Origin of the sequence: Micromonospora sp. NPDC049662 (assembly GCF_040675055.1) — a bacterium.
In the GTDB taxonomy this organism is placed as follows: Bacteria; Actinomycetota; Actinomycetes; order Mycobacteriales; family Micromonosporaceae; genus Micromonospora.
This window is the reverse complement of the sequence record NZ_JBFAOC010000038.1, coordinates 24,344-50,465: the sequence shown is the minus strand read 5'-3', so window position 1 is coordinate 50,465 and position 26,122 is coordinate 24,344. Positions and strand designations below refer to the sequence as shown.

Annotated in this window: 16 protein-coding genes; 10 read left to right on the top strand and 6 right to left on the bottom strand. The window is 73.3% G+C overall.

Going from position 1 to position 26,122, the window contains the following annotated elements:
- The first annotated feature begins 23 nt into the window (after positions 1–23).
- Positions 24–1,037: an ADP-ribosylglycohydrolase family protein gene (locus AB0J36_RS24395; RefSeq protein ID WP_357127420.1), complete on the top strand. Its 1,014-nt coding sequence runs from the start codon at positions 24–26 to the stop codon at positions 1,035–1,037.
- A 156-nt stretch (positions 1,038–1,193) separates the two neighbouring features.
- Here the strand turns inward: AB0J36_RS24395 and AB0J36_RS24390 are convergent, their stop codons facing one another.
- Positions 1,194–1,739 carry a type II toxin-antitoxin system PemK/MazF family toxin gene (locus AB0J36_RS24390; protein ID WP_363661147.1) on the bottom strand — a complete coding sequence of 182 codons (546 nt, stop codon included), beginning with the start codon at positions 1,737–1,739 and terminating at the stop codon, positions 1,194–1,196.
- A gap of 758 nt (positions 1,740–2,497) precedes the next feature.
- Between AB0J36_RS24390 and ligA the strand changes: the two genes are divergently transcribed.
- The 6 genes from ligA (at position 2,498) to AB0J36_RS24360 (ending at position 13,582) form a co-directional block, all read left to right on the top strand.
- Complete coding sequence (gene ligA / locus AB0J36_RS24385; RefSeq protein WP_357127414.1) at positions 2,498–4,633, top strand: NAD-dependent DNA ligase LigA; 2,136 nt, start codon at positions 2,498–2,500, stop codon at positions 4,631–4,633.
- Between the two features lie 153 nt (positions 4,634–4,786).
- Positions 4,787–7,615, top strand: coding sequence for an EAL domain-containing protein (locus tag AB0J36_RS24380; RefSeq protein ID WP_363661146.1), 2,829 nt, complete (start codon positions 4,787–4,789; stop codon positions 7,613–7,615).
- 123 nt (positions 7,616–7,738) lie between these two features.
- Positions 7,739–8,044, top strand: coding sequence for an Asp-tRNA(Asn)/Glu-tRNA(Gln) amidotransferase subunit GatC (gene gatC, locus AB0J36_RS24375; protein ID WP_355052147.1), 306 nt, complete (start codon positions 7,739–7,741; stop codon positions 8,042–8,044).
- Between the two features lie 76 nt (positions 8,045–8,120).
- A complete protein-coding gene (gene gatA / locus AB0J36_RS24370) occupies positions 8,121–9,596 on the top strand; it encodes an Asp-tRNA(Asn)/Glu-tRNA(Gln) amidotransferase subunit GatA (protein WP_357394067.1) in 1,476 nt (491 codons plus the stop codon).
- A gap of 13 nt (positions 9,597–9,609) precedes the next feature.
- Positions 9,610–11,109, top strand: coding sequence for an Asp-tRNA(Asn)/Glu-tRNA(Gln) amidotransferase subunit GatB (gene gatB, locus AB0J36_RS24365; protein WP_357127405.1), 1,500 nt, complete (start codon positions 9,610–9,612; stop codon positions 11,107–11,109).
- Positions 11,110–11,224: 115 nt separating this feature from the next.
- Positions 11,225–13,582 carry a pyruvate dehydrogenase gene (locus tag AB0J36_RS24360; RefSeq protein ID WP_357127402.1) on the top strand — a complete coding sequence of 786 codons (2,358 nt, stop codon included), beginning with the start codon at positions 11,225–11,227 and terminating at the stop codon, positions 13,580–13,582.
- A gap of 6 nt (positions 13,583–13,588) precedes the next feature.
- Here the strand turns inward: AB0J36_RS24360 and AB0J36_RS24355 are convergent, their stop codons facing one another.
- From AB0J36_RS24355 to AB0J36_RS24345, 3 genes are all read right to left on the bottom strand, one after another.
- Positions 13,589–15,160, bottom strand: a complete 1,572-nt coding sequence (locus AB0J36_RS24355) for a metallophosphoesterase (protein WP_363661145.1) — start codon at positions 15,158–15,160, stop codon at positions 13,589–13,591.
- A 61-nt stretch (positions 15,161–15,221) separates the two neighbouring features.
- Positions 15,222–16,394 (bottom strand): PQQ-dependent sugar dehydrogenase, encoded by a 1,173-nt coding sequence (locus tag AB0J36_RS24350; RefSeq protein WP_357127396.1) that lies wholly within the window; start codon positions 16,392–16,394, stop codon positions 15,222–15,224.
- A gap of 47 nt (positions 16,395–16,441) precedes the next feature.
- Positions 16,442–18,259, bottom strand: coding sequence for a SpoIIE family protein phosphatase (locus AB0J36_RS24345; protein ID WP_357127393.1), 1,818 nt, complete (start codon positions 18,257–18,259; stop codon positions 16,442–16,444).
- A 157-nt stretch (positions 18,260–18,416) separates the two neighbouring features.
- Here AB0J36_RS24345 and AB0J36_RS24340 point away from each other — a divergent pair, with 157 nt between their 5' ends.
- Entirely contained in the window at positions 18,417–19,343 is a 927-nt protein-coding gene (locus AB0J36_RS24340) for a 2-hydroxyacid dehydrogenase (protein ID WP_357173195.1), read from the top strand.
- A 24-nt stretch (positions 19,344–19,367) separates the two neighbouring features.
- On the opposite strand, the gene AB0J36_RS24335 is transcribed toward AB0J36_RS24340, so the two are convergent.
- Positions 19,368–19,760: a PH domain-containing protein gene (locus tag AB0J36_RS24335; protein WP_357127387.1), complete on the bottom strand. Its 393-nt coding sequence runs from the start codon at positions 19,758–19,760 to the stop codon at positions 19,368–19,370.
- Between the two features lie 259 nt (positions 19,761–20,019).
- Here AB0J36_RS24335 and AB0J36_RS24330 point away from each other — a divergent pair, with 259 nt between their 5' ends.
- On the top strand, positions 20,020–22,365 hold the full coding sequence (locus AB0J36_RS24330) for a GGDEF domain-containing phosphodiesterase (protein WP_363661144.1): 2,346 nt from the start codon (positions 20,020–20,022) through the stop codon (positions 22,363–22,365).
- A gap of 9 nt (positions 22,366–22,374) precedes the next feature.
- Here the strand turns inward: AB0J36_RS24330 and AB0J36_RS24325 are convergent, their stop codons facing one another.
- Positions 22,375–23,394, bottom strand: a complete 1,020-nt coding sequence (locus AB0J36_RS24325; RefSeq protein WP_357173203.1) for a LacI family DNA-binding transcriptional regulator — start codon at positions 23,392–23,394, stop codon at positions 22,375–22,377.
- A gap of 151 nt (positions 23,395–23,545) precedes the next feature.
- Between AB0J36_RS24325 and AB0J36_RS24320 the strand changes: the two genes are divergently transcribed.
- Entirely contained in the window at positions 23,546–25,984 is a 2,439-nt protein-coding gene (locus AB0J36_RS24320) for a glycoside hydrolase family 2 protein (protein WP_363661150.1), read from the top strand.
- Positions 25,985–26,122: the final 138 nt, after the last annotated feature.

Here is a 26,122-nt window from a genome sequence, read left to right as displayed (position 1 = left end):
GACGGCGGTCGCGGCGGCCGGGCATGATGGCCGCCGTGACCTCCACCGCGGTGCTGCGCGCCTCCGGTTCGCTCTTCGGTCTCGCCTACGGCGACGCGCTGGGCAAACCCACCGAGTTCCTGACCGTCGCCGACATCCAACGCCGCTATGGTCCGACCGGCCCACGTGAGCTGACCGGCGACCCGGCGCTGGTCACGGACGACACGCAGATGGCGCTGGCGGTGGGCTGGGCGCTGCACGAGGCCCCGACGTTCACCCCGGACGCGGTGGAGCCGTTGCTGCGACGCCGCTTCGTGGCCTGGTCGGTCAGCCCGGACAATGACCGCGCCCCCGGGATGACCTGCCTACGGGCCTGCGCCGACCTGGATCGGGGGCTGCGCTGGCAGCAGGCGACGGTCGCCGGTTCGAAGGGCTGCGGCGCGAACATGCGCGTCACGCCCGTGGGGCTGTTGGACGTCGACCTCGACACGATGGCCGGTCTGGCCCAGTTGCAGGCCGGGCTGACCCACGGCCACGCGACCGGTCTGGCCGCCAGCGAACTCACCGCGTACGCGGTCGTCGCCCTGCGCGGTGGCGTCACGCTGCCCGAGCTGCCCGCGATCCTCACCGAGCGGGCGCGATCCCAACGCCAGGTCTACCGGCAGGACTGGCTGGGCGACCTCTGGCGACACCCGGGGGTCGACACGCCGGAGAGGTTCATCTCCCACGGTTGGGACGAGTGCCTGACGGCGCTGCGCCGGCTGACGACCGCCCTGGATGCGCCGGACGACGGCGGCGATCCGTGCCGGGCCACCGGGCAGGGTTGGGTGGCCGAGGAGGCGCTGGCCACCGCGCTGTTCTGCGCCGTACGCCATGCCGACGATCCGGTCGCGGCGCTGGCCCGGGGCGCGACCACCGCCGGCGACTCCGACTCGATCGCCGCCCTGGCCGGCGCCTTCGTGGGCGCGGCCAGCGGCCTGGCCGCCTGGCCGTCCGAATGGGCCGAGCGCATCGAGTACGCCGATCAGCTCGCCGCCCTCGGCGAGAGCTGGGACTGACCGCGCGGCCCGCATGGCGCTGCCGGTCCGGCCCGGCTGCCCATGATCGACTCGATTTCCTGGAAGTCGGGGTGCTACCGACAGGTAGACAGGCCGCTTTCCTAAAAGTCGAGTGGATCATGGCCTGCGGTCGGGGTGCCTTCGGCTCGGCCGGCCTCAGCCGGTGGGCAGGTGGCGCAGGCCGCGGACCTTGCGCCACAGGTCGGCGTCGCAGCGGCCGGCGCGGTCGGCGAAGTCGGCCGAGCTGATCCGGACCGGCTCGGTCAGGCTGAGGTAGCTGTCGTGCTCGGCGCCGGGATCCCAGTCCCGGGTGGGAATCCGGACGTGGTCGTCGCGGTCGCTCTTGTCCTGACTGGTGATCTTCAGGACGTCGGCGCCCCGCGAGTCGGCGCGTAGCACCAGGCAGGGGCGAATCTTCGAGCCGCTGCCGTCGGCGTACGGGACGTCGGCCCACCAGATCTCGCCCGCCGCCGGAGCATCGGTAGCCCGATCGGTGTCACGGGAACGGGGCGTCCCGCCCGGCCGATCGGTGCCGCGTGGCCTCGGGGGCGCGGGACGACGCCCACCCGCGCGGGTCGTGGCACCCGGACCGGTTCGGTTGGTCGGTCGGCGCGTGGCCGCCCGGTGCCGCCAACTGTTCCACGCCCAACCGGCGGCCACCGCGAGCAGGATCGCCACCGCCCAGAGCAGCGTCTCGTTCATCGCCACCTCCGTGTCAGGCGGCACGCCGGCCGCATCGTCCGGCGATCCTCGCACGTCACCGCCCCCGCCGCCCGTCGACGACACCGCCGCTCGTGCCGCCAGCCAGCGTCCCCACCCGCCGGGGCGGTCGATCCCGCGCCCGTGCCGCCCGAGCCCGCGCCCGTGCCGGCCGATCCCGCGCCCGTGCCGGCCCAGCCGCACCCGTGCCGGCCGATCCCGCGCCCGGCCGACCCCGCGCCCGTGCCGGCCCAGCCGCGTGCCGGCCGATCCCGCGCCCGCGCCCGGCCGACCCCGCACCTGCGTCGATCTTGCACTTTCTGCTGCGACATCCGGGGCATCCCACCCCTATCGACGACCGAAACTGCAAGATCGCCGGGAGGTTGGCAGCGGGCCCGCCTCTGCCTTTCGGGGGCACCGCCGCCGGAGTGGCCGGTGTCGCCGCGAGGCCGGCGTTTATCCCCGCTGGCGGCACCTCCGCCTGGGTCGCGCGGACGGTCCCGCCGGGTCCGCGCAGTTGCGGGGCCTTGATCCACTCCAGATCGCCGATGTGGGGGCATCCGGGGCATCGGGACACCCCGGCATCGGCGATCTGGAGTTGATCAAGACTGCGGGTTCGGTGGCTACGTGCCGCGGGGCCTGGGGCCGGGCGCGCGGGGTATCACCGTCGGCGCGGGTGGGCGGCGGATTGTCAGCCCGGACCGATACCGTGCCTTAGTAGCGTGATCAGGGAGGTCACAGGCGTGTCCGAAGGTGGCGGGGTGTCCGAGGAGCAGATCGGTCAGCGGGTCAGCCCGGCTCAGGAGGCGGCGGCCGGCGCGGAGCCGACGCCGCAGGCGCGGGAGCGGCACGCCACGCTGAGTGGCGAGCTGACCGAGCATCAGTACCGCTACTACGTGCTGGATTCGCCGATCATCACCGACGCCGAGTTCGACAAGCAGCTGCGCGAGCTGGAGGCGTTGGAGCAGGAGTTTCCCGCGCTGCGCACGCCGGATTCGCCGACCCAACGGGTGGGTGGCACCTTCTCCACCGACTTCACCCCGGTCACGCACGCCGAGCGGATGCTCTCGCTCGACAACGCCTTCGCCGACGAGGAGCTGGCGGCCTGGGCCGAGCGGGTCGAACGGGACGCCGGCGGGCCGGTGCCCTACCTCTGCGAGTTGAAGGTCGACGGTCTGGCGATCAACCTGACCTACGAGGCCGGTCGGCTGGTCCGGGCCGCCACCCGGGGCGACGGCCGTACCGGCGAGGACGTCACCGCCAACGTGCGCAGCATCCGGGACGTGCCCGTCCAGCTCACGCCGTCCGCCGAGTTCCCGACGATCCCCGAGCTGCTGGAGGTCCGGGGCGAGATCTACTTCCCGGTCGCCGCGTTCGCCGACCTCAACGCGGGCCTGGTCGAGCAGGGGCGCGCGCCGTTCGCCAACCCGCGCAACGCCGCTGCCGGCAGCCTGCGGCAGAAGGATCCGAGGGTCACCGCCTCCCGGCCGCTGCGTCTCGTGGTGCACGGCATCGGCGCGCGTCGGGGGTTCCAGCCCGCCGCGCAGTCCGAGTCGTACGCGGCGCTGAAGGCGTGGGGGCTGCCGACCAGTGACCGGTGGCGGGTCGTACCGGACCTGTCCGGCGTCGCGGAATACATCGCCTACTACGCCGAGCACCGGCACGACGTCGAGCACGAGATCGACGGTGTGGTGGTCAAGGTCGACCCGGTCTCCATCCAGGGCCGTCTGGGCTCGACCAGTCGAGCCCCACGCTGGGCGATCGCCTTCAAGTATCCGCCGGAGGAGGTCACCACCAAGCTCCTCGACATCGACGTCAACGTGGGGCGGACCGGCCGGGTCACCCCGTTCGCCGTGCTCGAGCCGGTGCGGGTGGCCGGTTCCACGGTCGCGCTCGCCACCCTGCACAACGCCCGCGAGGTCGAGCGCAAGGGCGTGCTGATCGGCGACACGGTGGTGCTGCGCAAGGCCGGCGACGTGATCCCCGAGGTGCTCGGTCCGGTGGTCGACCTGCGGCCCGCCGACGCCCGCCCGTTCGTCATGCCGACCACCTGTCCGTCCTGCGGCACCCCGCTCGCGCCCTCCAAGGAGGGCGACGTCGACATCCGCTGCCCCAACACCCGCAGCTGCCCGGCCCAACTCCGCGAGCGGGTGTTCCACCTCGCCGGCCGTGGCGCGTTCGACATCGAGGTACTCGGCTACAAGGGTGCGGCAGCGCTGCTCGACGCGGAGATCATCGCCGACGAGGGTGACCTCTTCCAGCTCGACGCCGACCAACTGTCCCGGTCGCCGTTCTTCGTCAACAAGGACGGCAGCCTCGGCAGCAACGCCGTCAAGCTGCTCGACAACCTGGCCGTCGCCCGGGAACGTGACCTGTGGCGGGTGCTGGTGGCGCTCTCCATCCGGCACGTCGGCCCCACCGCCGCCCAGGCGCTGGCCCGGCACTTCCGATCCATGGAGGCCATCGACGCGGCCAGCGAGGAGGAGCTGTCCTCGGTCGACGGCGTCGGGCCGACCATCGCGGCCAGCATCCGGGAGTGGTTCGCCGTGGACTGGCACCGCGAGGTGGTCCGCAAGTGGGCCGACGCGGGCGTACGGATGGCCGAGGAGGCGGTCGACGAGGGCCCGCGTCCGCTGGAGGGGTTGACCGTCGTGGTGACCGGCACCCTCGCCGGCTTCTCCCGGGACCAGGCCGCCGAGGCCGTGCAGACCCGGGGCGGCAAGGTCAGCGGGTCGGTCTCCAAGAAGACGAGCTTCGTCGTCGTGGGGGACAACCCGGGTTCCAAGGCCGACAAGGCCGCCAGCCTCAAGGTGCCGGTGCTGGACGAGGAAGGGTTCCGGCTGCTGCTGGACGCGGGTCCGGACGCCGCGCGGGAGGTCGCCCGCGTCGAGGGCTGACGCCGCCACGTTCCCGAGGTGGCCGCCGCGTATACCAACTTAATTACGACTACTACCGATTCGTGACTGTCATACCGGGAAACTCGGGGCTGAGGGCGTTTCATTGGGTGACGACGTTCTCACCGACACGTCGACAGTTCCTCGGGAGGTGTGATGGAGGTCGCCGACCCGCGCAACTCCCTCCCACCTGGGCGGGTGGCGCCGTTCGCCACCTTCGTCGTCGGCATCCTGGTGGTGGCGGCGCTGACCGTCGCTGGTCCACTCACGACGCTTCCCGGGGAGCTGTCCCGGCTGCCGGTGGCGTTCTGGACGATGGCCGCGCTCGCGGTGATCTGCGACGCGCGTCCGTTCGTCCCGCCCGGGCGACGGCAGACCTCGGCGGTCTTCCCGTCCACCTGTTTCACCTTCGCGATCCTGCTCGGTTGGGGGCCAGGCCCGGCGGTGGCGGTGCAGGCCCTCGGGGTGATCGTCTCCGGCTGGCGGATGGGCAACGCCGCCTGGCGGACGGCGTTCAACGTCGGCCAGTACGCCTGCGCGCTCGCCGCCGCGTACGGGGTCGTCCAGCTCGGACCGGGCACCATCTTCTCCGGGGGACGCCTGCACTGGACCGACGTGGTCGCCGTCGGCGGCGCGACGCTCGCCTGGTTCTCGGTGAACTACGCGCTGGTGAGCTGGGCCGTACGACTGCGCTTCGGCGGCCGCTGGTGGCCCACCGTCCGCCAGGGCGTCGGCTTCGAACTGCTCTCCACCGGCTCGCTGCTGCTGCTCGCGCCGGTCCTCGTCGCCGCCGCCCGGCTCAGTGCGGCGCTGATCCCGCTGGTGCTGGTGCCGCTGTTCGCCGTGTACCGGATGGCCCGGTTGACCGTCGAACAGCAGCACCTCGCCGCCGCCGACCCGCTGACCGGTCTGCCGAACCGAAAGGCGCTGCTGGCCGAGGTGGCGGAGCAGGTCCACCTGCACGCCGAGCGGACCGCCCGGGGCGAGCCCGGCGGACATCTGGCGCTGCTGCTCATCGACCTGGACCGCTTCAAGAACGTCAACGACGCGCTCGGGCACGCGGTGGGGGACCGGCTGCTGGTCGAGGTCAGTGCCCGACTCGCGGACGTGGAGCCCCGACCGCAGATGATCGCCCGGCTGGGTGGGGACGAGTTCGCCATCGTGATGACCGGGCTGTCCGACGTCGGTCAGGCGCGTGAGCTGGCCGACCGGGTGGTTGGGGCGTTGGCCGAGCCGGTGCCGTTGGACGGGTTGCCGCTGGACGTCGGCGGCTCCATCGGGATCGCCCTCTTCCCCGAGCACGGTGAGGACTTCGCCACCCTGATGCGCCACGCCGACGTGGCGATGTACGACGCCAAGCACCGCAACGACACGGTCGCCGTGTACGCCCCGGAGTCCGACCACAACTCGGCCGAGCGTCTCGGGCTCCTCGCCGACCTCCGACGGGTGCTCGAATCCGGCTCACCCGCCGTCGAGGCAGATCCCACGGTCGAGGCGGGCGACGCGGTCGAGGCGGGCGACGCGGTCGAGGCGGGCGACGCGGTCGAGGCGGGCGACGCGGTCGAGGCGGGCGACGCGGTCGAGGCGGGCCACGCGGCCGAGGTAGATCACGCGGTCGAGGCGAGCCACGCGGGCGAGGCAGGTCACGCCGACAGGGCGGATCGCGCGGTCGAGGCAGGTCACGCCGACAGGGCAGATCACGCCGACGAGGCGGGGCATGCCGTGGACGCCGCGCGGGCCGTATCAGCGGGCGAGGCCGCGCCTGCCCGGCACGCCGAGCGGGGTGGGTCGGAGCGGACGGCAGACGTACCCCTCGCGGTGGAGGCCGAGGTGCGCGGCGGTGACGGCGCCGCGCTGCCGGCCGGGACCGCGCCGGTGATCGCCGCGCCGTCGGTGACCGGCGGGCGGTGGTGGGGTCGCCGTCGGCGTGCCGGCGACGAGGTGGCGCACGCCGATGAGTTGATCAATCGGATCACCACCGGGGCCGATCCGATCCGGGGCCGCAACAGTCGCGCGACGATTCCCGGTACCCGGCCCGGTCCGAGCCGGGACCGGCGTTCCGGCGGTCACGGGCGGCGCTCGCCGAACGGTGGCGCGCTGTCCGCGGTGGGCGACCGCCGTCCGGGGCGCGACGGCGGGTCCGCCACGGGCGGGCGGACGATCGGGCCGACCGGGTGGGCGCGCGACGGTGGGCCGGTCGACGACGCCGGTGAGATCACCATGTACTACCAGCCGCAGATCGCCATCGCGACGGGCGAGGTGGTCGGCGTCGAGGCCCTGCTGCGCTGGCGGCATCCCCGCCGGGGCATGGTCGACCCGGAGGAGCTGATCCGGGTCGCCGAGCAGAGCGCGGTGATGCGGCTGCTCACCCGGCGGGTCGTTGACGACGTGGTGGAGCAGCTCGCCAAGTGGTCGGCGGCCGGCATCGGGCTGCGCGCCGCGCTCAACGTCAGCGTGCGGGACCTGCACACCGGCGAGATCGCCGACCAGATCGCCGACCGGCTGGCCCGCTACGGGGTGCCGGCCGAGCGGCTGCAACTGGAGATCACCGAGGGCGCCCTGATGGCCGATCCGCGTCGGGTGCTGGCGACGATCACCCGGTTGCACCAGATCGGGGTGGCCATCGCGCTCGACGACTTCGGCACCGGCTACTCGTCCCTGCAGCACCTGCGCCGGCTGCCGCTGTCCGAGGTGAAGGTGGATCGCTCGTTCGTGCTGGGCATGGCCGAGGACGCCGACGACGCGGCGATCGTCCGCTCGACGATCGAGCTGGCGGGGGCGTTGGGCCTGCGGGTGGTCGCGGAGGGGGTGGAGGACGAGCGGACCTGGCGGATGCTGTACGCAGCCGGCTGCGACGCGGCCCAGGGGTGGTTCTACGCCCGTCCGATGCCCGCCGAGGAGCTGGTCACCTGGCTGGCCCGCTACCGGCCGGTGCGCCCCAGCGGCGGCCCGGAGACGGATGCCGGCCGCCGGCTGACGCGCTGACCCACCCGAGCAGTCGGCGCGGGGCGCGGAACAATAGACTCGCTCCGGTCACCGCGCGTCACGCTGCACCCGCCGCGCGGCCGGCACACCGCCCGACCAGCAGGACATCAGAAGGGGGCACGGATGGCCGCCATCTCCCGCGAGGAGGTCGCGCACCTGGCGCGCCTGTCGCGGCTCGCCGTCACCGAGGAGGAGCTGGACACGTTCGCCGGCCAGCTCGACGTGATCCTCCAGGCGGTCGCCCAGGTCGGCGAGGTCGCCGCCGCGGACATCCCGCCGACCTCACACTCGGTGCCGCTGACCAACGTCTTCCGCGAGGACGTCGTCACGCCGTGCCTGACCCCCGAGGAGGTGCTGTCCGGTGCGCCCGACGCCGAGGAGCAGCGGTTCCGCGTACCCCGGATTCTGAGCGAGGACGTGGCGTCATGAGCGAGCGTCAGCGAGCGAATCATCGGTGCAGTGCCGTGGTGTCTCGTGACGTCACGGAGCGAAGCGGAGTGACGGCATGAGCGATTTGACCAGAATGACCGCGACGGAGATCGCCGCCCTGGTTGCCGGCGGGGAGACCTCCGCCGTCGAGGTGACCCAGGCGCACCTGGACCGGATCGCCGCGGTCGACGACCGGGTGCACGCGTTCCTGCACGTGGACAGCGAGGGCGCGCTCGCCGCCGCCCGTGCCGTGGACGAGCGCCGGGCCGCCGGTGAGGAGTTGGGCCCGCTCGCGGGCGTGCCGGTCGCGGTGAAGGACGTGCTCGCCACCCGTGGCGTGCCGACCACCGTCGGCTCGAAGATCCTCGAAGGCTGGCGCCCGCCGTACGACGCGACGATCGTGCAGCGACTGCGCGACGCCGGCACGGTGATGCTGGGCAAGACGAACATGGACGAGTTCGCGATGGGCTCCTCCACCGAGTACTCGGCGTACGGCCCGACGCACAACCCGTGGGACCTGAGCCGCATCCCGGGTGGTTCGGGTGGTGGCAGCGCCGCCGCGCTGGCCGCGTACGAGGCGCCGCTGGCGATCGGCTCGGACACCGGTGGCTCGATCCGCCAGCCCGGCGCGGTTACCGGCACCGTCGGGGCGAAGCCCACCTACGGCGGGACCTCCCGGTACGGCCTGGTGGCGTTCTCCTCATCGCTGGACACCCCCGGCCCGTGCGCCCGTAACGTGCTCGACGCCGCCCTGCTGCACCAGGTGATCGGCGGGCATGACCCGCGCGACTCGACGTCGATCCCGCAGCCCGTACCGGACGTGGTGGCGGCGGCGAAGCTCGGCGCGACCGGCGACCTGACCGGCGTACGACTCGGCATCGTCAGCGAGTTCGTCGGCGAAGGCACCGAGCCGGGCGTGATGACGGCGTTCCGCGAGTCGGTGGACGCGCTGACCAAGATGGGCGCCGAGGTCGTCGAGGTCTCCTGCCCGACGTTCGCGTACGCGCTGCCGGCGTACTACCTGATCGCCCCGAGCGAGTGCTCCTCCAACCTGGCCCGGTTCGACGGCGTCCGGTTCGGCCTGCGGGTCGGCGACGACGGCAACCGGTCGCTGGAGGAGGTCATGTCGCTGACCCGCGAGGCCGGCTTCGGCCCCGAGGTCAAGCGCCGGATCATGATCGGCACGTACGCGCTGTCGTCGGGCTACTACGATGCGTACTACGGGCAGGCGCAGAAGGTCCGTACGCTGATCACGCGGGACTTCACCGCCGCGTTCGAGCGGGTCGACGCGCTGATCTCGCCGACCACCCCGTTCACGGCCTTCCCGATCGGTGCGCGCACCGCCGACCCGTACCAGATGTACCTGGCCGACCTGTTCACCATCCCGACCAACCTGTACGGCGGGCCGGGCATCTCGGTGCCCTGCGGCCTCTCCGAGGGGCTGCCCGTGGGCCTGCAGGTGATGGCCCCGACGATGGCCGACGACCGGATGTACCGGGTCGCGGCCGCGCTGGAGTCCGCGGTCGGCACGTTCACCCCACCGGCACTGTGAGGCAGGAGCCCAGATGACGACGACGCTGCCCGCGTACGACGAGGTCGTCGCGCGCTACGAACCGGTGATCGGCCTGGAGACCCACGTCGAGTTGGGCACGAACACCAAGATGTGGTGCGGCTGCCCGACCGACTTCGGCGGCGAGCCGAACACCCGGGTCTGCCCGGTGTGCCTGGGCCTGCCCGGGTCGCTGCCGGTGGCCAACAAGGCCGCCATCGAGGCGATCATCCGGATCGGCCTGGCGTTGAACTGCTCGATCGCCGAGTGGTGCCGGTTCGCCCGGAAGAACTACTTCTACCCGGACATGCCGAAGAACTTCCAGATCAGCCAGTACGACGAGCCGATCTGCGTCGACGGTTACCTGGACGTCGAGGTGAACGGCGAGACGGTGCGGATCGAGATCGAGCGGGTGCACCTGGAGGAGGACACCGGCAAGACGCTGCACGTCGGCGGTGCCACCGGGCGGATCCACGGCGCGACGGAGTCGCTCGTCGACTACAACCGGGCCGGCATCCCGCTGGTCGAGATCGTCACCAAGCCGATCACGGGCACCGCTGCGCTCGCCCCCGACGTGGCCCGAGCGTACGTCGCCGAGCTGCGCGACGTGATCCGTACGCTCGGTGTCTCGGACGTGCGGATGGAGGAGGGTTCGCTGCGCTGCGACGTGAACACCTCGCTCAACCTGCCGGGGCAGGAGTGGGGCACGCGCACCGAGACCAAGAACGTCAACTCGCTGCGGTCGGTGGAGCGGGCGGTCCGCTCGGAGATGCTGCGGCAGGCGTCGGTGCTGGACGCGGGCGGCCGGATCACCCAGGAGACCCGGCACTTCCACGAGGACACCGGCGACACCACGCCGGGGCGCTCGAAGGAGACGGCGACCGACTACCGCTACTTCCCCGAGCCGGACCTGGTGCCGGTCGCCCCGGATCCGGCCTGGGTGGCTGAGCTGAAGGCCGCCCTGCCGGAGCTGCCCCGGGTGCACCGGCGTCGGCTCCAGGAGCAGTGGGGCCTGTCCGACCTGGACATGCAGTCGGTGCTCAACGCGGGCGCGGTCGAGCTGATCGAGGCCACCGTGGCCGCCGGCACCACCCCGGCGGCAGCCCGCAAGTGGTGGTTGGGCGAGTTGTCCCGCCGCGCCAACGAGAGCGGTGTGGAGCTGGCCGATATCGGTGCCACCCCGGCCCAGGTCGCCGAGCTGCAGGGCCTGGTCGACGCCGGCAAGCTCAACGACAAGATGGCCCGCACGGTGCTGGAGGGCGTGGTCGACGGTGAGGGCTCGCCCACCGAGATCATGTCCAGCCGGGGCCTGGAGGTCGTCTCGGACACCGGCGCGCTCACCGCCGCCGTGGACGAGGCCATCGCCGCCAACCCGGGCATCGCCGACAAGATCCGCAGCGGCAAGGTCGCGGCGGCCGGCGCGCTCGTCGGCGCGGTGATGAAGTCGACCCGTGGTCAGGCCGACGCCGCCGCCGTCCGCACGCTGATCCTGGAGCGCCTGGGCGTCCAAAGCTGATACCCGTTGTTAGGAAGGGCCCCCTCCTATGCACCAGGCGTTAGGAAGGGGCCCTTCCTTGCACCCCTCTGCACCTTCTGCTGCGGCGTCAACGGCGACGCCCGAATGGAGCACCGTGAACGAGCACGACCTCGATGTCCTCGACGAGATCCAGCGGCGGGTGCTCTGGCTCGCCACCCGGATCGTGGATGCCGCCAACCACGACCGGGCCACCGGCGACGGCGTGAAGGTCGGCGGCCACCAGGCGTCCAGCGCCTCGCTCGTCACGGCGATGACCGCGCTCTGGTTCGCCCACCTGGACGCCGAGGACCGGGTGGCCGTCAAGCCGCACGCCTCCCCGGTGTTCCACGCCATCCAGTACCTGCTGGGCAACCTGGACCGGTCCTACCTGCCCCGGCTGCGGGCCCGTGGCGGCCTCCAGTCGTACCCGTCGCGCACCAAGGACCCGGACGAGGTGGACTTCTCCACCGGGTCGGTCGGTCTGGGCGCGGCGGCGCCGCTCTTCGCCGCCGCCACCCGCCGGTACGTCGACGCGCACTTCGGCGCCCGGCCGCACTCCCGGTTCGTGGCGTTGATCGGCGACGCCGAGTTGGACGAGGGCAACATCTGGGAGGCGGTGGCCGATCCCGCCACCACCGGCCTGGGCAACGTCATGTGGCTCGTCGACTTCAACCGGCAGTCGCTGGACCGGGTGGTGCCCGGCATCCGGATCAACCAGTGGCGGGGGCAGTTCGAGGCCGCCGGCTGGCACGTCGTGGAGGTCAAGTACGGCCGTCGGCTCGCCGAGGCGTACGCCCGGCCCGGCGGCGGGGCGCTGCGCGACTGGATCGACGCGATGCCCAACGAGCAGTACCAGTCGCTGTTCGGACTGGCCGGCGACACGTTGCGCAAGCAGTTCCTGGACGGCGCGCCGGCCGGCATCGCCGAGCTGATCGAGGGCGTCACCGACGAGGACCTCGGCCCGCTCGTCACCGACCTGGGCGGGCACGACCTTCAGGCGATGCTCGACGCCTATGCCCAGTGCGACGCGGTGACCGACCGGCCCAGCGTCGTCTTCGCGTACACCGTCAAGGGTTGGGGGTTGCCCATCGCCGGCAATCCGCGTAACCATTCCGCGCTGCTCAGCACCGAGCAGGTCGACACGCTGCGCGCCGCGCACGGGTTGACCGCCGAGACCGAGTGGGACCGCCTCGACCCGTCGTCGCCGGCCGGCGTCCGGGCCGGCGCCCGCCGGGAGGCGCTGTCCCGCGCGCCGCGCGAGCGCGCGCTGGGGGTCACCGTTCCGCAGAGCACGGGAGTACGCGCCAACAAGCCGATCTCCACCCAGGAGGTGTTCGGTCGGGTGCTGGTGGACCTGGCGCGGGACCGGGAGGTCGGCCGTTACCTGGTCACCACCGCCCCGGACGTGGCCACCTCCACCAACCTCGCCGGATTCATCAACAAGACCGGCGTGTTCGCCCCCACCGAGCAGCGTTCCTGGACCGAGGACCGGATGCTGCGCTGGACCGAGAGCCCCACCGGGCAGCACATCGAGCTGGGCATCTCGGAGATGAACCTGTTCCTGCTGCTCGGTCAGCTCGGCCTGTCGTGGGACCTGTCCGGTCAGCCGCTGCTGCCGGTGGGCACGGTCTACGACCCGTTCGTGCTGCGGGGCCTCGACGCGTTCCTCTACGGCACGTACTCGGGTTCGCGATTCGTGGTGGCCGGCACGCCGTCGGGTATCACCCTGGCCCCCGAGGGCGGTGCCCACCAGTCCACGATCACCGCGTCGGTCGGCTTGGAGCTGCCCGGGGTGACGTTCGTCGAGCCGGCGTACGCGGGCAGCCTGGACTGGCTGCTCTGCGACGCGCTCGGGCAGATCGCCGGCGGGGCGACCCCGGCCGCGACCGCCGCCCCGGCCGAGGACGGCGCGTACTACTTCCGCCTCAGCACCCGTCCGCTGGACCAGACGCCGTTCGAGGCGGCCCGGGCCCGGCTCGGTGACGCGGTGCTGCGCCGGCAGGTGGTCGCCGGGGCGTACCGGCTCGTCGACGCGCACCAGGCGTACCCGCACCTGGCCGACGCGCCGGTGGTGCAGCTCGCCGGCTCCGGCGCGGTGCTGCCCGAGGTGTTGGCCGCCGCCGCCGAACTGGCCGAGGAGGGCATCGCCGCGCACGTGGTGGACGTGACCAGCCTGGACCGGCTCTACCGGGCCTGGCAGCGCACCCTGCGGCAGGGCGTGCGCACCGCCACCGTGCCGAGCGTGCCCGGCGCGCTGCGGTCCGCGTTCGCCGACCGGGTGCCGGTGGTGACCGTGCACGACGCGGCCTCGCACGCCATGGCCTGGCTCGGGTCGGCGCTCGGCGCGCCGGCGGTGCCGCTCGGGGTGGACGAGTTCGGCCAGTCCGGCAGTGTGGCCGACCTGTACGAGCTGCACGACCTGCTGCCCGGCAGCATCGTCAACGCCGCCCTGGCCGCCCTCGCCCTGCGCTGACCGGTCTCAGCGGGTCGGCGTCGGGGTGACCGAGGCGGGCGCGCCGGCGCTCGGGTCCTGCACGATGTGGCGTTCCAGGTTGACCTGGGCCTGACCGGTGCCGCCGACGGTGATGTCGTCGTACGCCTGGAGCATCTTCTGCTGGTCGAAGTAGAGCACCGTCATCGACAGCGGGGTGGGCTTCTCGCCCTCCAGACCGCGCAGCCCGGCCCCGCCCGTGGAGCCCTCCACGAACAGGGCGGTCGGCTGCTGGCCGGGGGCCTGCGGCAACTTGGAGACCTGCCGGGCGTGCGTGTGCCCGGCCAGCACCAGTGGGCAGGTGCCGGCGAGCGGCCCGGCCGACGCCGGGTCGTGCACGAGGGCGATGTTGACCGGCCGCGGCGAGTTGCGGATCGTCGCGGCGAGCTGCTCACCCGCGCCGATCACCTGGTCGGCCACCTCCTGGGTGAGCCCGCTGCCGGCCGGTGAGGTGTTCTTGTCCGGGGTGAAGCGCGGGTCGCCGATGCCGGCGATGGTCAGGCCCGCGACCGTGGTCGTCGTGTTGTTCAGCACGATCGCGTTCGGCTGGCGGGCCACGGCGGCGCCGGTCTTGCCCGAGTCGTGGTTACCCCGGATGAACACGTACGGCTTCTTGAGCAGGCTGATCGAGCCGACGAACGACGCCTCCGGCTCGCTGCCCCAGTCGGTGATGTCGCCGGTGTCGATGACCACGTCGATGCCGAACTGCTCCACCACCGTGCGGATGAGCTGCCAGCCCGTCGGGTTGAGGTGCATGTCGGAGACGTGCAGGACCCGGGTGGTGCCCGGCGCGGGATCCAGCACCGGCAACGCGGACACCGTCGTGTAGAGCTGACTGACGTTGCCGACGATGCGTTGCAACTGCTCGGCGTACTTGGTGTAGTCGTTGGCGATGCGGCGGGCGTCGCCGACGATCGCCGGCGCGTTGACCAGCAGGCCCTCGTAGCGTGGCTCCTCGATCGCCTGCGGGCGCAGCGTCGCGGCGGCCGTGCCGAGGCTGCCGGCGGTGACCAGCAGCGCCAACCCGCCGGCCCAGGCCGTACGGCGCACGTCCCGGAAGACCAACGCGGCCAGGATGAGGGTGACCAGCACCGCCGAGGCGAGGGTACGCAGACCGAGCCGCATCACCCCGGAGCGCACATCCTCCACGGCGCTCTGGCTGGCCCGACTGATGCTCGCCGGGTCGTCCAGCAGCGCCTCGGTGCGCCCTTGGTCGAGCGCGCCGAGTCGCACGGTGAGGTGCGTCGGCCCGCTGTGGCTGTCGAGCAGCAGCGCGCCCAGCGGCGGCACGTCGATGGTCGTCCCGCCGTCGGTGGCCGGCGAGAGGGTGAGGTTGGCCCGGAACGGCCCGATGTCGGTGTTCACCCGACCGCCGGCCAGCACGCCGAGCGCCGCCCCGGCCAGGGCCACCACCAGCACGGCGAGGATCATGCCCGTGCGCCGCACCGGCCCGCCGGGGCGGCCGATCCGTCGGCGGGCCGGGCGCGACGGCTCGCCGCCGGTCACCGGGTCGTCCCGGCCCTCGGCGTCGCCGTGCTGCTCGTCGCGTTGCCCGTCCATGCTGAGATTCTGACCTGCCCGTCGAAGGATCTTGGCAAACCTGGGCGGAAGGTGACGCAGGTCAGCTGCGGCCGCCGTCGCCGCCGGCGAAGACCACCCGCAGGAGGCGGTCGTCGTCGGCCGCCGGGTCACCCCGCCCGTCGTGGTTGGAGGTGCTCACCCAGAGCGAGCCGTCGGGCGCGGCGGCCACGGCGCGTAGCCGCCCGTACCGGTTGGTCAGCAGCTCGCTCGGCTGCCCGAGCAGGGTGCCGGTGTCGGTCAGCTCCATCACCCACAGTCGCTTTCCGCGCAGGCAGCCGGTGACGAGCAGCCGGTCCGTCGCGGCCAGCCCGGAGCAGGACGCGTCGGACGTCGCCCACTGCGTGATCGGGTCGGTGTAGCGCCTGTCGCCGGCCCGCCCCTCGACCTCCGGCCAGCCGTAGTTGCCGCCCTTGGTGATCTGGTTGATCTCGTCCCAGGTGTTCTGGCCGAACTCGACGGCGTACATGCGCTTGGCCGCGTCCCAGGCGAAACCCTGCACGTTGCGGTGGCCGAAGGACCACACCGGCGAGCCGGGGAACGGGTTGCCCGGCGCGGGCTTGCCGTCGGCGGTGATCCGCAGGATCTTGCCGCCGAGGCTCTTGGTGTCCTGCGCGTTGGGCCGCTCTCCCGCGTCACCGGTGCTGACGTAGAGCTGCCCGTCCGGCCCGAACCCCAGCCCGCCGCCGTTGTGCACGTTCGCCTTCGGGATACCGGTGAGGATCGGGGTGGGTTGCCCGCCGATCTGCAGGCGGGCGACCCGGTTGTCCTGCTCGGCGGTGTAGTAGACGAAGACCGTCCGGTCCTTGGCGTAGCCGGGGGACACGGCGATGCCGAGCAGGCCGCCCTCACCCGCCGCCGCCACGTCGTTGATCGTCTGCACGACCCGGACCCGCAGCCCGTCCGGACCGGACTCCGGGCCCACCTGGAGAATCCGGCCGGTGTCCCGCTCGGTGACCAGCGCGCCGCCGTCCGGCAGGAACGCGATGGCCCACGGCACCCGCAGTCCCTTGGCCAGCACGGTGGTCACCGCCTGCTGGCCCGCGCCGCCGGCGTTCGGCGACGCCGACGGGGTCGGCAGGTTGGGTGGCTCGCCCGCCGGATCGGGGTCCGGCTCGCCGAAGCTGCAACCCGAGGCGAACAGCAGCGCCGCGCAGGACGCCGCGAGGACCGCCCGGAGGCGGCGGACGCGAGGGTACGGGGGACGGGCTCTCACCCGGCCCAGGGTAGCCCGCCGGACGGTCCGGCCGAGGTCCACCGCTCTCAGCGGGCTCGGACCGCCAGCAGCGCCGTATCGTCCTCGCGGTGGTGGATCGACGCGAGCAGCAGGTCGCACAGATCGTCCAGGGGCATCGTGTCGGTGCCGGTCAGCCGGCCCACCAGCTCGGCGAGCCCGTCGTCGATGGACCGGTCCCGACGCTCGATCAGCCCGTCGGTGTAGAGCAGCAGCGTGTCTCCGGTGGCCAGGCCGGTCGAGTGGCTGGTACGCGGCGTGGGCCGGGCCAGGCCGAGCAGCGGCTCGGGCGTCGCGTCGAGGACTTCCACCGCACCGCCGGCGCGGACCATCAGGGCCGGTGGGTGCCCGGCGTTGGACCACGTCAGCTCACGGACACCGGAGCGTTCGGGGCCGATCCGCACCAGCGTGGCGGTGGCCGCGATGGGCAGCCGCAGACCGCGGATCGCGTCGTCCAGGTGGCGCACCAGCGCCCCGACCTCGTCGTGCCGGCCGAACGCGTTGCCGCGTACCAGGTTGCGGAGCTGACCCATGGTCGCAGCGGCCTCGATGTCGTGCCCGGCCACGTCCCCGATCGCCGCGATCAGGTCGCCGTCGGGCTGCACGAAGGCGTCGTACCAGTCGCCGCCGACCTCCACCCGCTCGGCGGCCGGCTGGTAGCGGGCCGCCAGCTCCAGCTCCGGCACGAGCGGCAACCGCGGCAGCATGCTGTGTTGCAGGACCTCCGCGACGTGCCGCTGTTCCCCGTACATCGAGCTGTTTCCGATGGCCTGCCCCGCGCGGCGGCCGATGTCCACGGCGGTGAGCAGGTCGCGGTCGTCGAACTGTTGGCGGCCCGGACTGTTGACCAGGGTGATGGCGCCCAGCACGGTGCCCCCGGCGGCCCGCACCGGCACGCTGAGGTACGAGGCGATGCCCAGCCGCTCGGCGATCACCGGCAGCTCCGGGTCCGTGGTGCCCCGGGCCACGTCGGCCGGCGACGCCACCCCGCCGAGCCGGGGCTGGCCGGTCCGCAGCACCGCGCGGATCGCCGACTCCTGGTTCAGGCCGGTCCGCAGCAGCGCGGCGAAGCGGTCGACGTCCGGCGTCCGGGCCTGGTCCTGGTGCGCCGCGACGACCTCCCGGGGCTGTCCCGTGGGCCCGGCGAGGATGAGCAGGCACCAGTCGGCGAGCACCGGCACCATGGCGTCGGCGAGCCGGCGCAGCGACGTGCCCACGTCCAACGTGCCGGCCAGGGTCTCGCTCACTCCGGCCAGCAGTTCCAGGCGCTCGTGCGCCTGCACCACCCGACGACTTGCCTCCTGGGCCCCGTCCAGCGCGATCCGCAGGCGCAACTCCGACGAGCAGGCCGCCGCCAGGTCGGACAGCGTCCGCAGTTGTCGGGCGGTCCACGCCCGGGGCTTGTTGTCGATGGCGCAGAGCGAACCGAGCACCCGGCCGGAGAGGTCGGTCAACGGCATCCCGGCGTACGCGACGACGCCGAGGTCGTCGATGGCGAGGTTGTCGCGTACCCGGGGGTAGAGCCGGGCGTCCGGCAGCACCATGGGCACCTCGATGTCCACCACGTGCTGGCAGAACGAGTGGCTCAACGGGGTCTGCCGCCGCTGCGACCACGGCTCCGGCAGACCGACCGCGCCCGGGAAGAACTGCCGGTCGGCGGAGACCAGGGAGACCAGCGCGACCGGCACCTCCAGCAGATCGCTGACCAGCCGGGCGAACCGGTCGAACGCCTCGTCCGGGGCGGCGTCCAGCCCCGTGTCGGCGAGCGCGCGCAGCCGCGCCGCGTCGCCGAGCGCTCCGGGTGGAGCGGTCGATCGCCGCGCGCTGGCGGGGGAGCCGTCGGTCATCGAGCACCTGTCTGCCTAGGCGGAGGCCGACCTGCCCTCCGATCCGTGGTTTATACCTCGTCGCTGCCGGCCGAAAACCGGTGTGTTGCGTCTCGCCCGGGGCGCGGTTCCGGCGTGCCCGCGCCGGCCGCCGTGGCGACGGCTATCGTCGGCGGACGTGAAGGTATGGATTCCGCACCACGCTGGCCTGGACCTCGTTGGCGAGCTGCCGCCGGGCGTGACGGTGGAGGTCGCCGAACGCGCCGACCGCCTGCCGTCCGCCGTGGCCGACGTCCGTTTCTGGGTGCCGCCGTTCCTGAGCGGTTCGGATGCCACCGCTCTGTTGGGTGAGCTGCCCGACCTGGCGGTGGTGCAACTGCTCTCCGCCGGGGCCGACGCCTGGGTGGGTCGGGTGCCCGACGGGGTCACGCTCTGCGACGCCCGAGGGGTGCACGATCCCTCCACCGCCGAGTGGGTGGTCACCGCGATCCTGGCACAGCTCCGGGCGTTTCCCGCCTTCGCCCGCGCCCAGGGACAGCGGCGGTGGGCGTACGACGGCAACGCGCCGACCGACGAGCTGACCGGCAAGCGGGTGCTGATCGTCGGGGCCGGCTCGATCGGCACGGCGGTGCGCGACCGGCTCGCGCCGTTCGGGGTGAGCTTCACCCTGGTCGCCCGCAGCGCCCGGCCGGAGCAGTCGGTGCACGCCGTCGCGGAGCTGCCGAGACTGCTGCCCGACGCCGACGTGGTGGTGGTGCTGGTGCCGCTCACCGACCAGACCCGTGGTCTGATCGACAAGGATTTCCTGGCCGCGATGCCCGACGGGGCGCTGCTGGTCAACGCGGCCCGAGGTCCGGTGGCCCGTACCGACGCGCTGGTCGCCGAGCTGGCCACGGGCCGGATCTCGGCCGCGCTGGACGTCACCGACCCGGAGCCGCTGCCCGCCGAATCTCCGCTGTGGACGATGCCGAACGTGCTGCTCACGCCGCACGTGGCAGGGTCGGTGCGGGGGCTGCTGCCGCGTGCGTACCGGCTGGTCGGCGAGCAGGTACGGCGGTTCGCCGCCGGTGAACCGCTCGTCAACACGGTGGTCGACGGCTACTGAGCGCCGGCGGGCGGGAGCGGCCGCCTACGCGCCGGGCGTCTCGGCGGCCTCGTCCGGCATCCTCTGGCCGGTGGCGGAGACCAGGCGGGGCAGGTCGGTGCCGCGTACCGCCGGCAGGACGACCTGCTGGCCGTCGTCGAGCCGGGCGACGGCCCGTCCGCGTGCGTCGGTGGCGAACTCGACGACGTGGTCCCAGCCGATCCGGCGTTGCCCGAACAGCGCCCGCAGGCGCAGCTCCCGGGGGTCGGCGTCGGTGCCGGCCCGCCAGGCCCACACCCCGACGCCCAGCGGGACGAGCAGCACCGGCAGCAGGTACGCCCGGGCGTTCGCCAGCGGCAGGGCGCCGATGAAGGCGATGACCGAGGCGACCAGGATGGCTTGGTTGAAACGGAAGCGGACCGTGTCGCGCGTACTCACCCCGCGATGATCCCACCCCTGGTCGGGCGGGGTCGCGGCGGGCGGTGTCACGGGTGCCCGCACGCGTACAGTGACACGGGTCACTGCTTCGTGCCGATGGCGGATGCGTAACCAATCCGGTCGCCGGTCGTTTCCCAGTGTTGGGCAGCGGACTCGCAACATCCGCCGCCCATGCCACCGCAGCACCATCCGCACCATCCGCACCGCCGCACCGCCGCACCGCCGCACCGCCCCGTGCCCCCTCACGAAGGCGACCGCCGTGCTCCTCGCGTACCCGTTCCGTTTCCTCGTCCCCCGCCGGGCGGCCCCGGAGGCCGCCGTGTCCACGGCCGTGGCGCTGCTCGTCCTCGCCGGTGTGGCGGGGATGGTCCCGACCCCGGTGGTGATCGCGTTGGCCGGTGGCGCGGGCGCCACCCTGGCCGGCGTACGACTCTCCCGGCTGGCCGCCGGTCGGCCCGCACCGCCGTCGGGCGGTTACCCGGGCCGGGCGGGGCTGGTCCTGCTCGACGCGGCGGTGGTGGCGGCCGGCTGGTTCGCGGCCGCCCTGCCGCTGGTCGACACCCGGCAGCGCGCGGTCGCACTGCTCGGGTGGCTCACCGTCGCGGTCCTGTCCGTGGCCGGGCTGCGCGGGCTCCCGGCACGGACGCCCTCGCCGACCCGAGTGCGGGAGTTGGTCGAGGCGACCGGACCGACGATCGGTCTGACCCTTGCCGGGTGGTTGCTCCTGCCCGTGGACACTCTCCCCGCCCCGGCCCGGCTGCTCGCGGCGCTGGTGTTGGCCGGGTTGGGCATCGCCGCGCTCAGCGCGTTCACCGGCGCCGGGCGGCGCTCGGGCCACGCGATCTGCCGGGGCGGCCTCCTGCTCACCCTGGTCGGTCTGGCGCTGTTGACGATCCTGCCGCCCGCCTCCTCGGGGCGCGCGCCACTCCTGGCGGTGCCACCGCTGGTGCTCGGCATGCTGCTGACGGCCCTGGGCGCGACATTGGCGGTACCGTCGGCCAGCTCGACGCCGCCGTCCGGTTCACCGGCCACGACCTGGCCACGGGCGGTTCTCCCGGCCTCGGTGCTGCTGCTCGCGGCGGGCCTGCACCTCGGCTCCGGTCGCACTCCGGACCGGACGAGTCTGTTGCTCGCCCTGGCGGCGGTGCCACCTCTGGTCCTGCGGGAGCTGCTGCGCGGCGCTGACGGTGGCGTCCCCGAGCGGCCCGCCGCGCACCGCCGGGCGGCCGACCACACGGTCCGCCGCCGGGAGTCGCAACCGCCGTGGCAGGCCCCGACGACCGATTCGTGGACTCCTGCGGCCGACGTCGACGCGACCTGGCCCGAAACGGGTGTCTCCTGGTCGCGCCATGGTTTCGGCCCGGCCGGCGAGGGGCCGGGGGACCGGGCGGCCCTGCTCGCCGCCCTCGCCGCGATCGGCGACGTGCCCGCCCCGGCCGGTGCGCTGCTGCTGGTGGAGCTGCACGGCATCGAAGGGCTCGGCCCGGTGGCCCGCGAGGACGCGCTTGCCGAGGCCGCCCTGCGGGCACGGGCGGTGGTCGCGTCCGGCGATCTGGTGACCGCCTGCGCCGGCCACGGTTTCGCGGTGGTCACCGGCGCGGGGCCCGTGCTGGCGTACGCGCTGGGCACCCGGCTGCTGAGCACGCTCACCTCGCCCTACCGGTTGGCCGGGTCGGTGCTGCGCGTGCAGGCGAGCATCGGGCTGGCCGAGGTCAGTGGCGCGGGGCCGGCCGACGTGCTTCGTCAGGCCGAGCTGGCCCGGCGGCGGGCGGTGCAGCTGGGCCGGGACCGGGTCGAGTGGTACGACGCGTTCCTGGAGGAGCAGCTGGTCCGTCGGCTCGACCTGGAACGCGAGCTGCCGGGCGCGGTCGCCCGGGGCGAACTGGACCTGGTCTACCAACCGGTGCTCGACCTGACCGACCGTCAGCCGGTGGGCGCCGAGGCGCTGCTGCGGTGGCGTAGCCCGGTGCTCGGCACGGTGCTCCCGGGCGAGCTGCTGCCGGTCGCCGAGGACCTGGATCTGGTCGGCGAGCTGGAGTGGTGGGTGCTGGACCGGGCCTGCCGGCAGTTGGCGGCCTGGTCGGCGGGCCCCCGGGAGCTGTGGATGGCCGTCAACGTGACCACCCGCGAGCTGACCACGCCCGACTTCGTGCAGCGCGCCGCGGCGGTCCTGGCCGCGTACGGGGTGCCACCCGAGCGTCTGGTGGTGGAGGTGGCCGAGCCGAGGGTCGCCGCCGACCTGTCGACGGTGGTGGCCCGGCTGGCGGGCCTGCGGTCGTTGGGCGTACGCACCGCGCTCGACGACTTCCGGCCCGAACACGCCTCGTTGGCCCACCTGCGCCGGCTGCCGATCGACCTGCTGAAGGTGGGGCCCGATCTGGTCGGGGCCGAGCCCACGGGGCAGCCGCCGCTGATCGACGTGGTGGTCAACGTCGGTGAGCGGTTGGGTGTGGAGATCGTGGCGGAGGGGTTGGAGTCGCCCACCCAGGTCGAGGGTGCCCATCGGGCCGGCTGCCGTTACGGGCAGGGTTTCGCGCTGTCCCGTCCGGCGACCGCCGAGCGCGTCGAGGCGTACTTCGAGGAGTTTCCCTCGGCGTACCGGTGATGAACCGGTTCACCTGTCCCGGGGTGGTGCCGTGCTGCCGCGCGGGGTCAACTGCGGTGTCTCGTCCCGCAACCGGGTCGCCGGCTCGCCCGCGATGACGCCGAGCAGGTGGCGGGCCGCGTGCGCCCCGTACGCGGAGATGTCGCGGCCCAGGGCCGTCAACGGCGGGTGCACCAGCCGGCACAGCGGCGAGTCGTCCCAGGCCACGATGGACAGGTCGGCCGGCACGGTCAGGCCCATCTCCTGGGCCACCGAGAGTCCTGCGATGGCCATCACGTCGTTGTCGTAGATGACCGCGGTGGGCCGGGAGGTGGCGCTGAGCAGTCGTCGGGTGGCCCGCCCGCCCTCCTCGCCGGTGTAGTCGGAGAAGACGGTGACCGTGTCGGAGAGGCCGAGACGCCGGCACACCGCCGCGAAGGCGTCGGTACGGATCTGGGTGTGCCGCAGGTCGGGCAGGCCGGCGACCCGGGCGATCCGGCGGTGCCCGAGCGCGACCAGGTACTCCACGGCCTCGGTCAGCGCCGCCGCGTCGTCCGAGAAGAGGCTGGCCAACTCCCCGGTGCCGCCCGGCCCGCCGATGACCACGGCCGGCAGGCGCAGTTGTTCCAGGGCGGGGATGCGCTCGTCGTCGGTGCGCAGGTCGCAGACGAGGACCCCGTCCACCCGGCGCTCGCCCCACCACCGCCGGTAGACGGCGATCTCGGCGTCGTGATCGGCCACCACCTGCAACGTCAGCGCGTACGAGCGGGCCGACAGTTCGGCCTCCACACCGCTGATCAGCGCCATGAAGAACGGTTCCACGCCCAGCGTCCGCGCGGGGCGGCACAGGGCCAGGCCGACGGCCCGGGCGGTGGCGGCGGAGAGTGCCCGCGCGGCGCTGCTCGGACTGAACCCGATCTCGGTGGCGATGGCGAGGATGCGCTGCCGGGTGGCCTCGGAGACGCCGGGCTGCCCGTTCAACGCGTACGACACGGCGCCCTTGGACACCCCCGCCCGTCGGGCGACGTCCGCGATTGTCGGCCGCTTCACCGCGTGCTCCTTAGCGGTTCAGGGGCTTTGACACCCCGGAGGTCGGATCGTACGGTGGCTGAGCTTATCCGGTTCAGCTAACGTCTCGATCACGAAGGTGCGGTGAATCGTGAGCCGACAGGCCCTGCACGACGGCTGGACGCTGCGGGCGATGTCCGACGTGGACGTGCCCGCGGAGGTCGCCGACCGGACCGTACCGGCGACCGTGCCCGGGTGTGTCCACACCGACCTGCTCGATGCCGGGCTGATCCCCGACCCGTACCTCGACGACAACGAGTCGTCGCTGGCCTGGATCGGCCGCGCCGACTGGCGCTACCGGACGACCTTCCGTCCGCCGGCCGGCGACCACGACCGGATCGACCTGGTCTGCGGCGGCCTGGACACCGTCGCCACCGTCAGCGTCAACGGCGTTGAGGTCGGCCGCACCGAGAACATGCACCGCGGCTACCGGTTCGACGTCCGCGCGCTGCTGCGCGCCGGCGACAACGAGCTGACCGTCGCGTTCGACTCCGTGTACCGCTACGCCGAGGCGCAGCGCGACCGACTCGGCGACCGACCCAACGCGTACCCGGAGCCCTTCCAGTTCGTCCGTAAGATGGCTTGCAACTTCGGCTGGGACTGGGGGCCGACGCTGGTCACCGCCGGAATCTGGCAGGACATCGGCCTGCACGCCTGGTCCACCGCCCGGCTGGCCAGCGTCCGTCCGCTGGTCACCCTCGACGGCCGCGACGGCCGGGTCGAGGTGCACGTCGAGGTCGAGCGGGTCGCCGACGTCCCGCTGACCGTCCGGGTCGCCGTCGGCGGCGTCCGCGCCGAGGCCGTCGTCGAGGCCGGCCAGCGCACGGCCGTGCTGACCCTCGCCGTCCGCGAGCCCACGCTCTGGTGGCCCCGGGGGTACGGCGAACAGGCCCGCCACCTGCTGGACGTCACCCTGCACGCGCCGGACGGCGACACCCTGGACACCTGGTCCCGGCGGATCGGCTTCCGCTCCGTCCGACTGGACACCACGCCCGACGAGCACGGCACCCCGTTCGCGCTCTCGGTCAACGACGTGCCGGTCTTCGTCCGGGGCGTCAACTGGATCCCCGACGACGCGTTCCCCACCCGGATCACGCGCGACCGGCTCGCCGACCGGTTCGACCAGGCCGCCGCCGCCAACGTCAACCTGCTGCGCGTCTGGGGTGGCGGCCGGTACGAGTCGGAGGCCTTCTACGACCTGGCCGACGAACGCGGCCTGCTCGTCCAACAGGACTTCCTCTTCGCCTGCGCCGCGTACCCCGAGGAGGAGCCGTTCGCCACCGAGGTGGCCGCCGAGGCCGCCGAGCAGGTGACCCGCCTGACGCCGCACCCGTCGCTGGTGCTCTGGACCGGCAACAACGAGAACATCTGGGGCTGGCACGACTGGGGCTGGCAGGAAGCCCTGGCCGGGCGCACCTGGGGACGCGGCTACTACCTCGACGTACTGCCCCGCACCGTCGGCGAGCTGGACCCGACCCGCCCGTACTGGCCGGGCAGCCCCTGGTCGGGAAGCGAGACCATCCACCCGAACGACCCGGCGCACGGCACCACCCACATCTGGGACGTGTGGAACACCGACGACTACCCGAAGTACCGCGAGTACGTGCCGCGCTTCGTGGCCGAGTTCGGCTACCAGGCGCCGCCCACGTACGCCACGCTGCGACGCGCGCTCAGTGACGAACCGCTCGCACCCAACTCGCCGGGCATGGCCCACCACCAGAAGGCGGCTGGCGGTGACGCCAAGCTCCAGCGGGGCCTCGACGCCCACCTGCCCGTACCGGCCGACTTCGACGACTGGCACTACCTCACGCAGCTCAACCAGGCGCGGGCCATCCAGCTCGGGGTGGAGCACTTCCGCTCCCACCGCGACGTCTGCGCCGGCACGATCGTCTGGCAGCTCAACGACTGCTGGCCGGTGACCTCCTGGTCGGCCGTCGACGGCGACGGCCGCCGTAAACCCCTGTGGTACGCGCTGCGCCACGCGTACGCCGACCGCCTGCTCACCGTGCAACCCCGCGACGGCGGGCCGGCTGGTGGCGGTGTGCTGGCTGGTGGCGGTGGGTTGGCGCTGGTCGCGGTGAACGAGACCGGCGAGGCGTGGACCGTGCCGGCCACGGTCACCCGCGTCACCCTCACCGGGGAGCCGAGGGCGAAGACCTCGGTCCACCTCGACGTCCCGGCGTACTCCTCGGTCGTGCTGGCGCTGCCGGCGGACCTGGCGCGGCCGGACGAGAGCCGCCGTGAGCTGCTGGTCGCGGAGGCCGGCGGCACGGCGGAGCGTGCGCTGTGGTTCTTCGCCGAGGACCGGGACGTGCCGTGGCCGACGGCGGCCTGGGACGCGACGGTCGAGCCGGTCGACGGCGGCCAGCGGGTCCGGGTGACCGCGCGCACGGTGCTGCGCGACCTGACCCTCTTTCCGGACCGGTTGGACCCGGCGGCCACTGTGGACGAGGCCCTGGTCACTCTGCTGCCGGGTGAGTCGGCCACGTTCACCGTCCGGTCCGAGGCGCCCCTGGACCCGGCGTCCCTGACCACCCGCCCCGTGCTCCGCGCGGTCAACGACCTGACCTGACCTGACCCCGGTCCCACCCCACCGTCCCGCCGATCTTGCGGTTTCTGTTGTCGACATGGGGTGAGATACCCCTTGTGTCGGCACCGAAAGTGCAAGATCGCGGGGAGTGACGGTCCCGGTGGCCGCGGTGGCGGGCAC

Bases quoted from the DNA above. Each gene is read 5' to 3' on its own strand.
- AB0J36_RS24395 (WP_357127420.1), top strand. From the start codon at position 24: ATGATGGCCGCCGTGACCTCCACCGCGGTGCTGCGCGCCTCCGGTTCG.
- AB0J36_RS24345 (WP_357127393.1), bottom strand. From the start codon at position 18,259: ATGACCGACGGCTCCCCCGCCAGCGCGCGGCGATCGACCGCTCCACCC.
- gatA (WP_357394067.1), top strand. From the start codon at position 8,121: ATGAGCGATTTGACCAGAATGACCGCGACGGAGATCGCCGCCCTGGTT.
- AB0J36_RS24390 (WP_363661147.1), bottom strand. From the start codon at position 1,739: ATGAACGAGACGCTGCTCTGGGCGGTGGCGATCCTGCTCGCGGTGGCC.
- gatC (WP_355052147.1), top strand. From the start codon at position 7,739: ATGGCCGCCATCTCCCGCGAGGAGGTCGCGCACCTGGCGCGCCTGTCG.
- AB0J36_RS24380 (WP_363661146.1), top strand. From the start codon at position 4,787: ATGGAGGTCGCCGACCCGCGCAACTCCCTCCCACCTGGGCGGGTGGCG.
- AB0J36_RS24355 (WP_363661145.1), bottom strand. From the start codon at position 15,160: ATGGACGGGCAACGCGACGAGCAGCACGGCGACGCCGAGGGCCGGGAC.
- AB0J36_RS24320 (WP_363661150.1), top strand. From the start codon at position 23,546: ATGTCCGACGTGGACGTGCCCGCGGAGGTCGCCGACCGGACCGTACCG.
- gatB (WP_357127405.1), top strand. From the start codon at position 9,610: ATGACGACGACGCTGCCCGCGTACGACGAGGTCGTCGCGCGCTACGAA.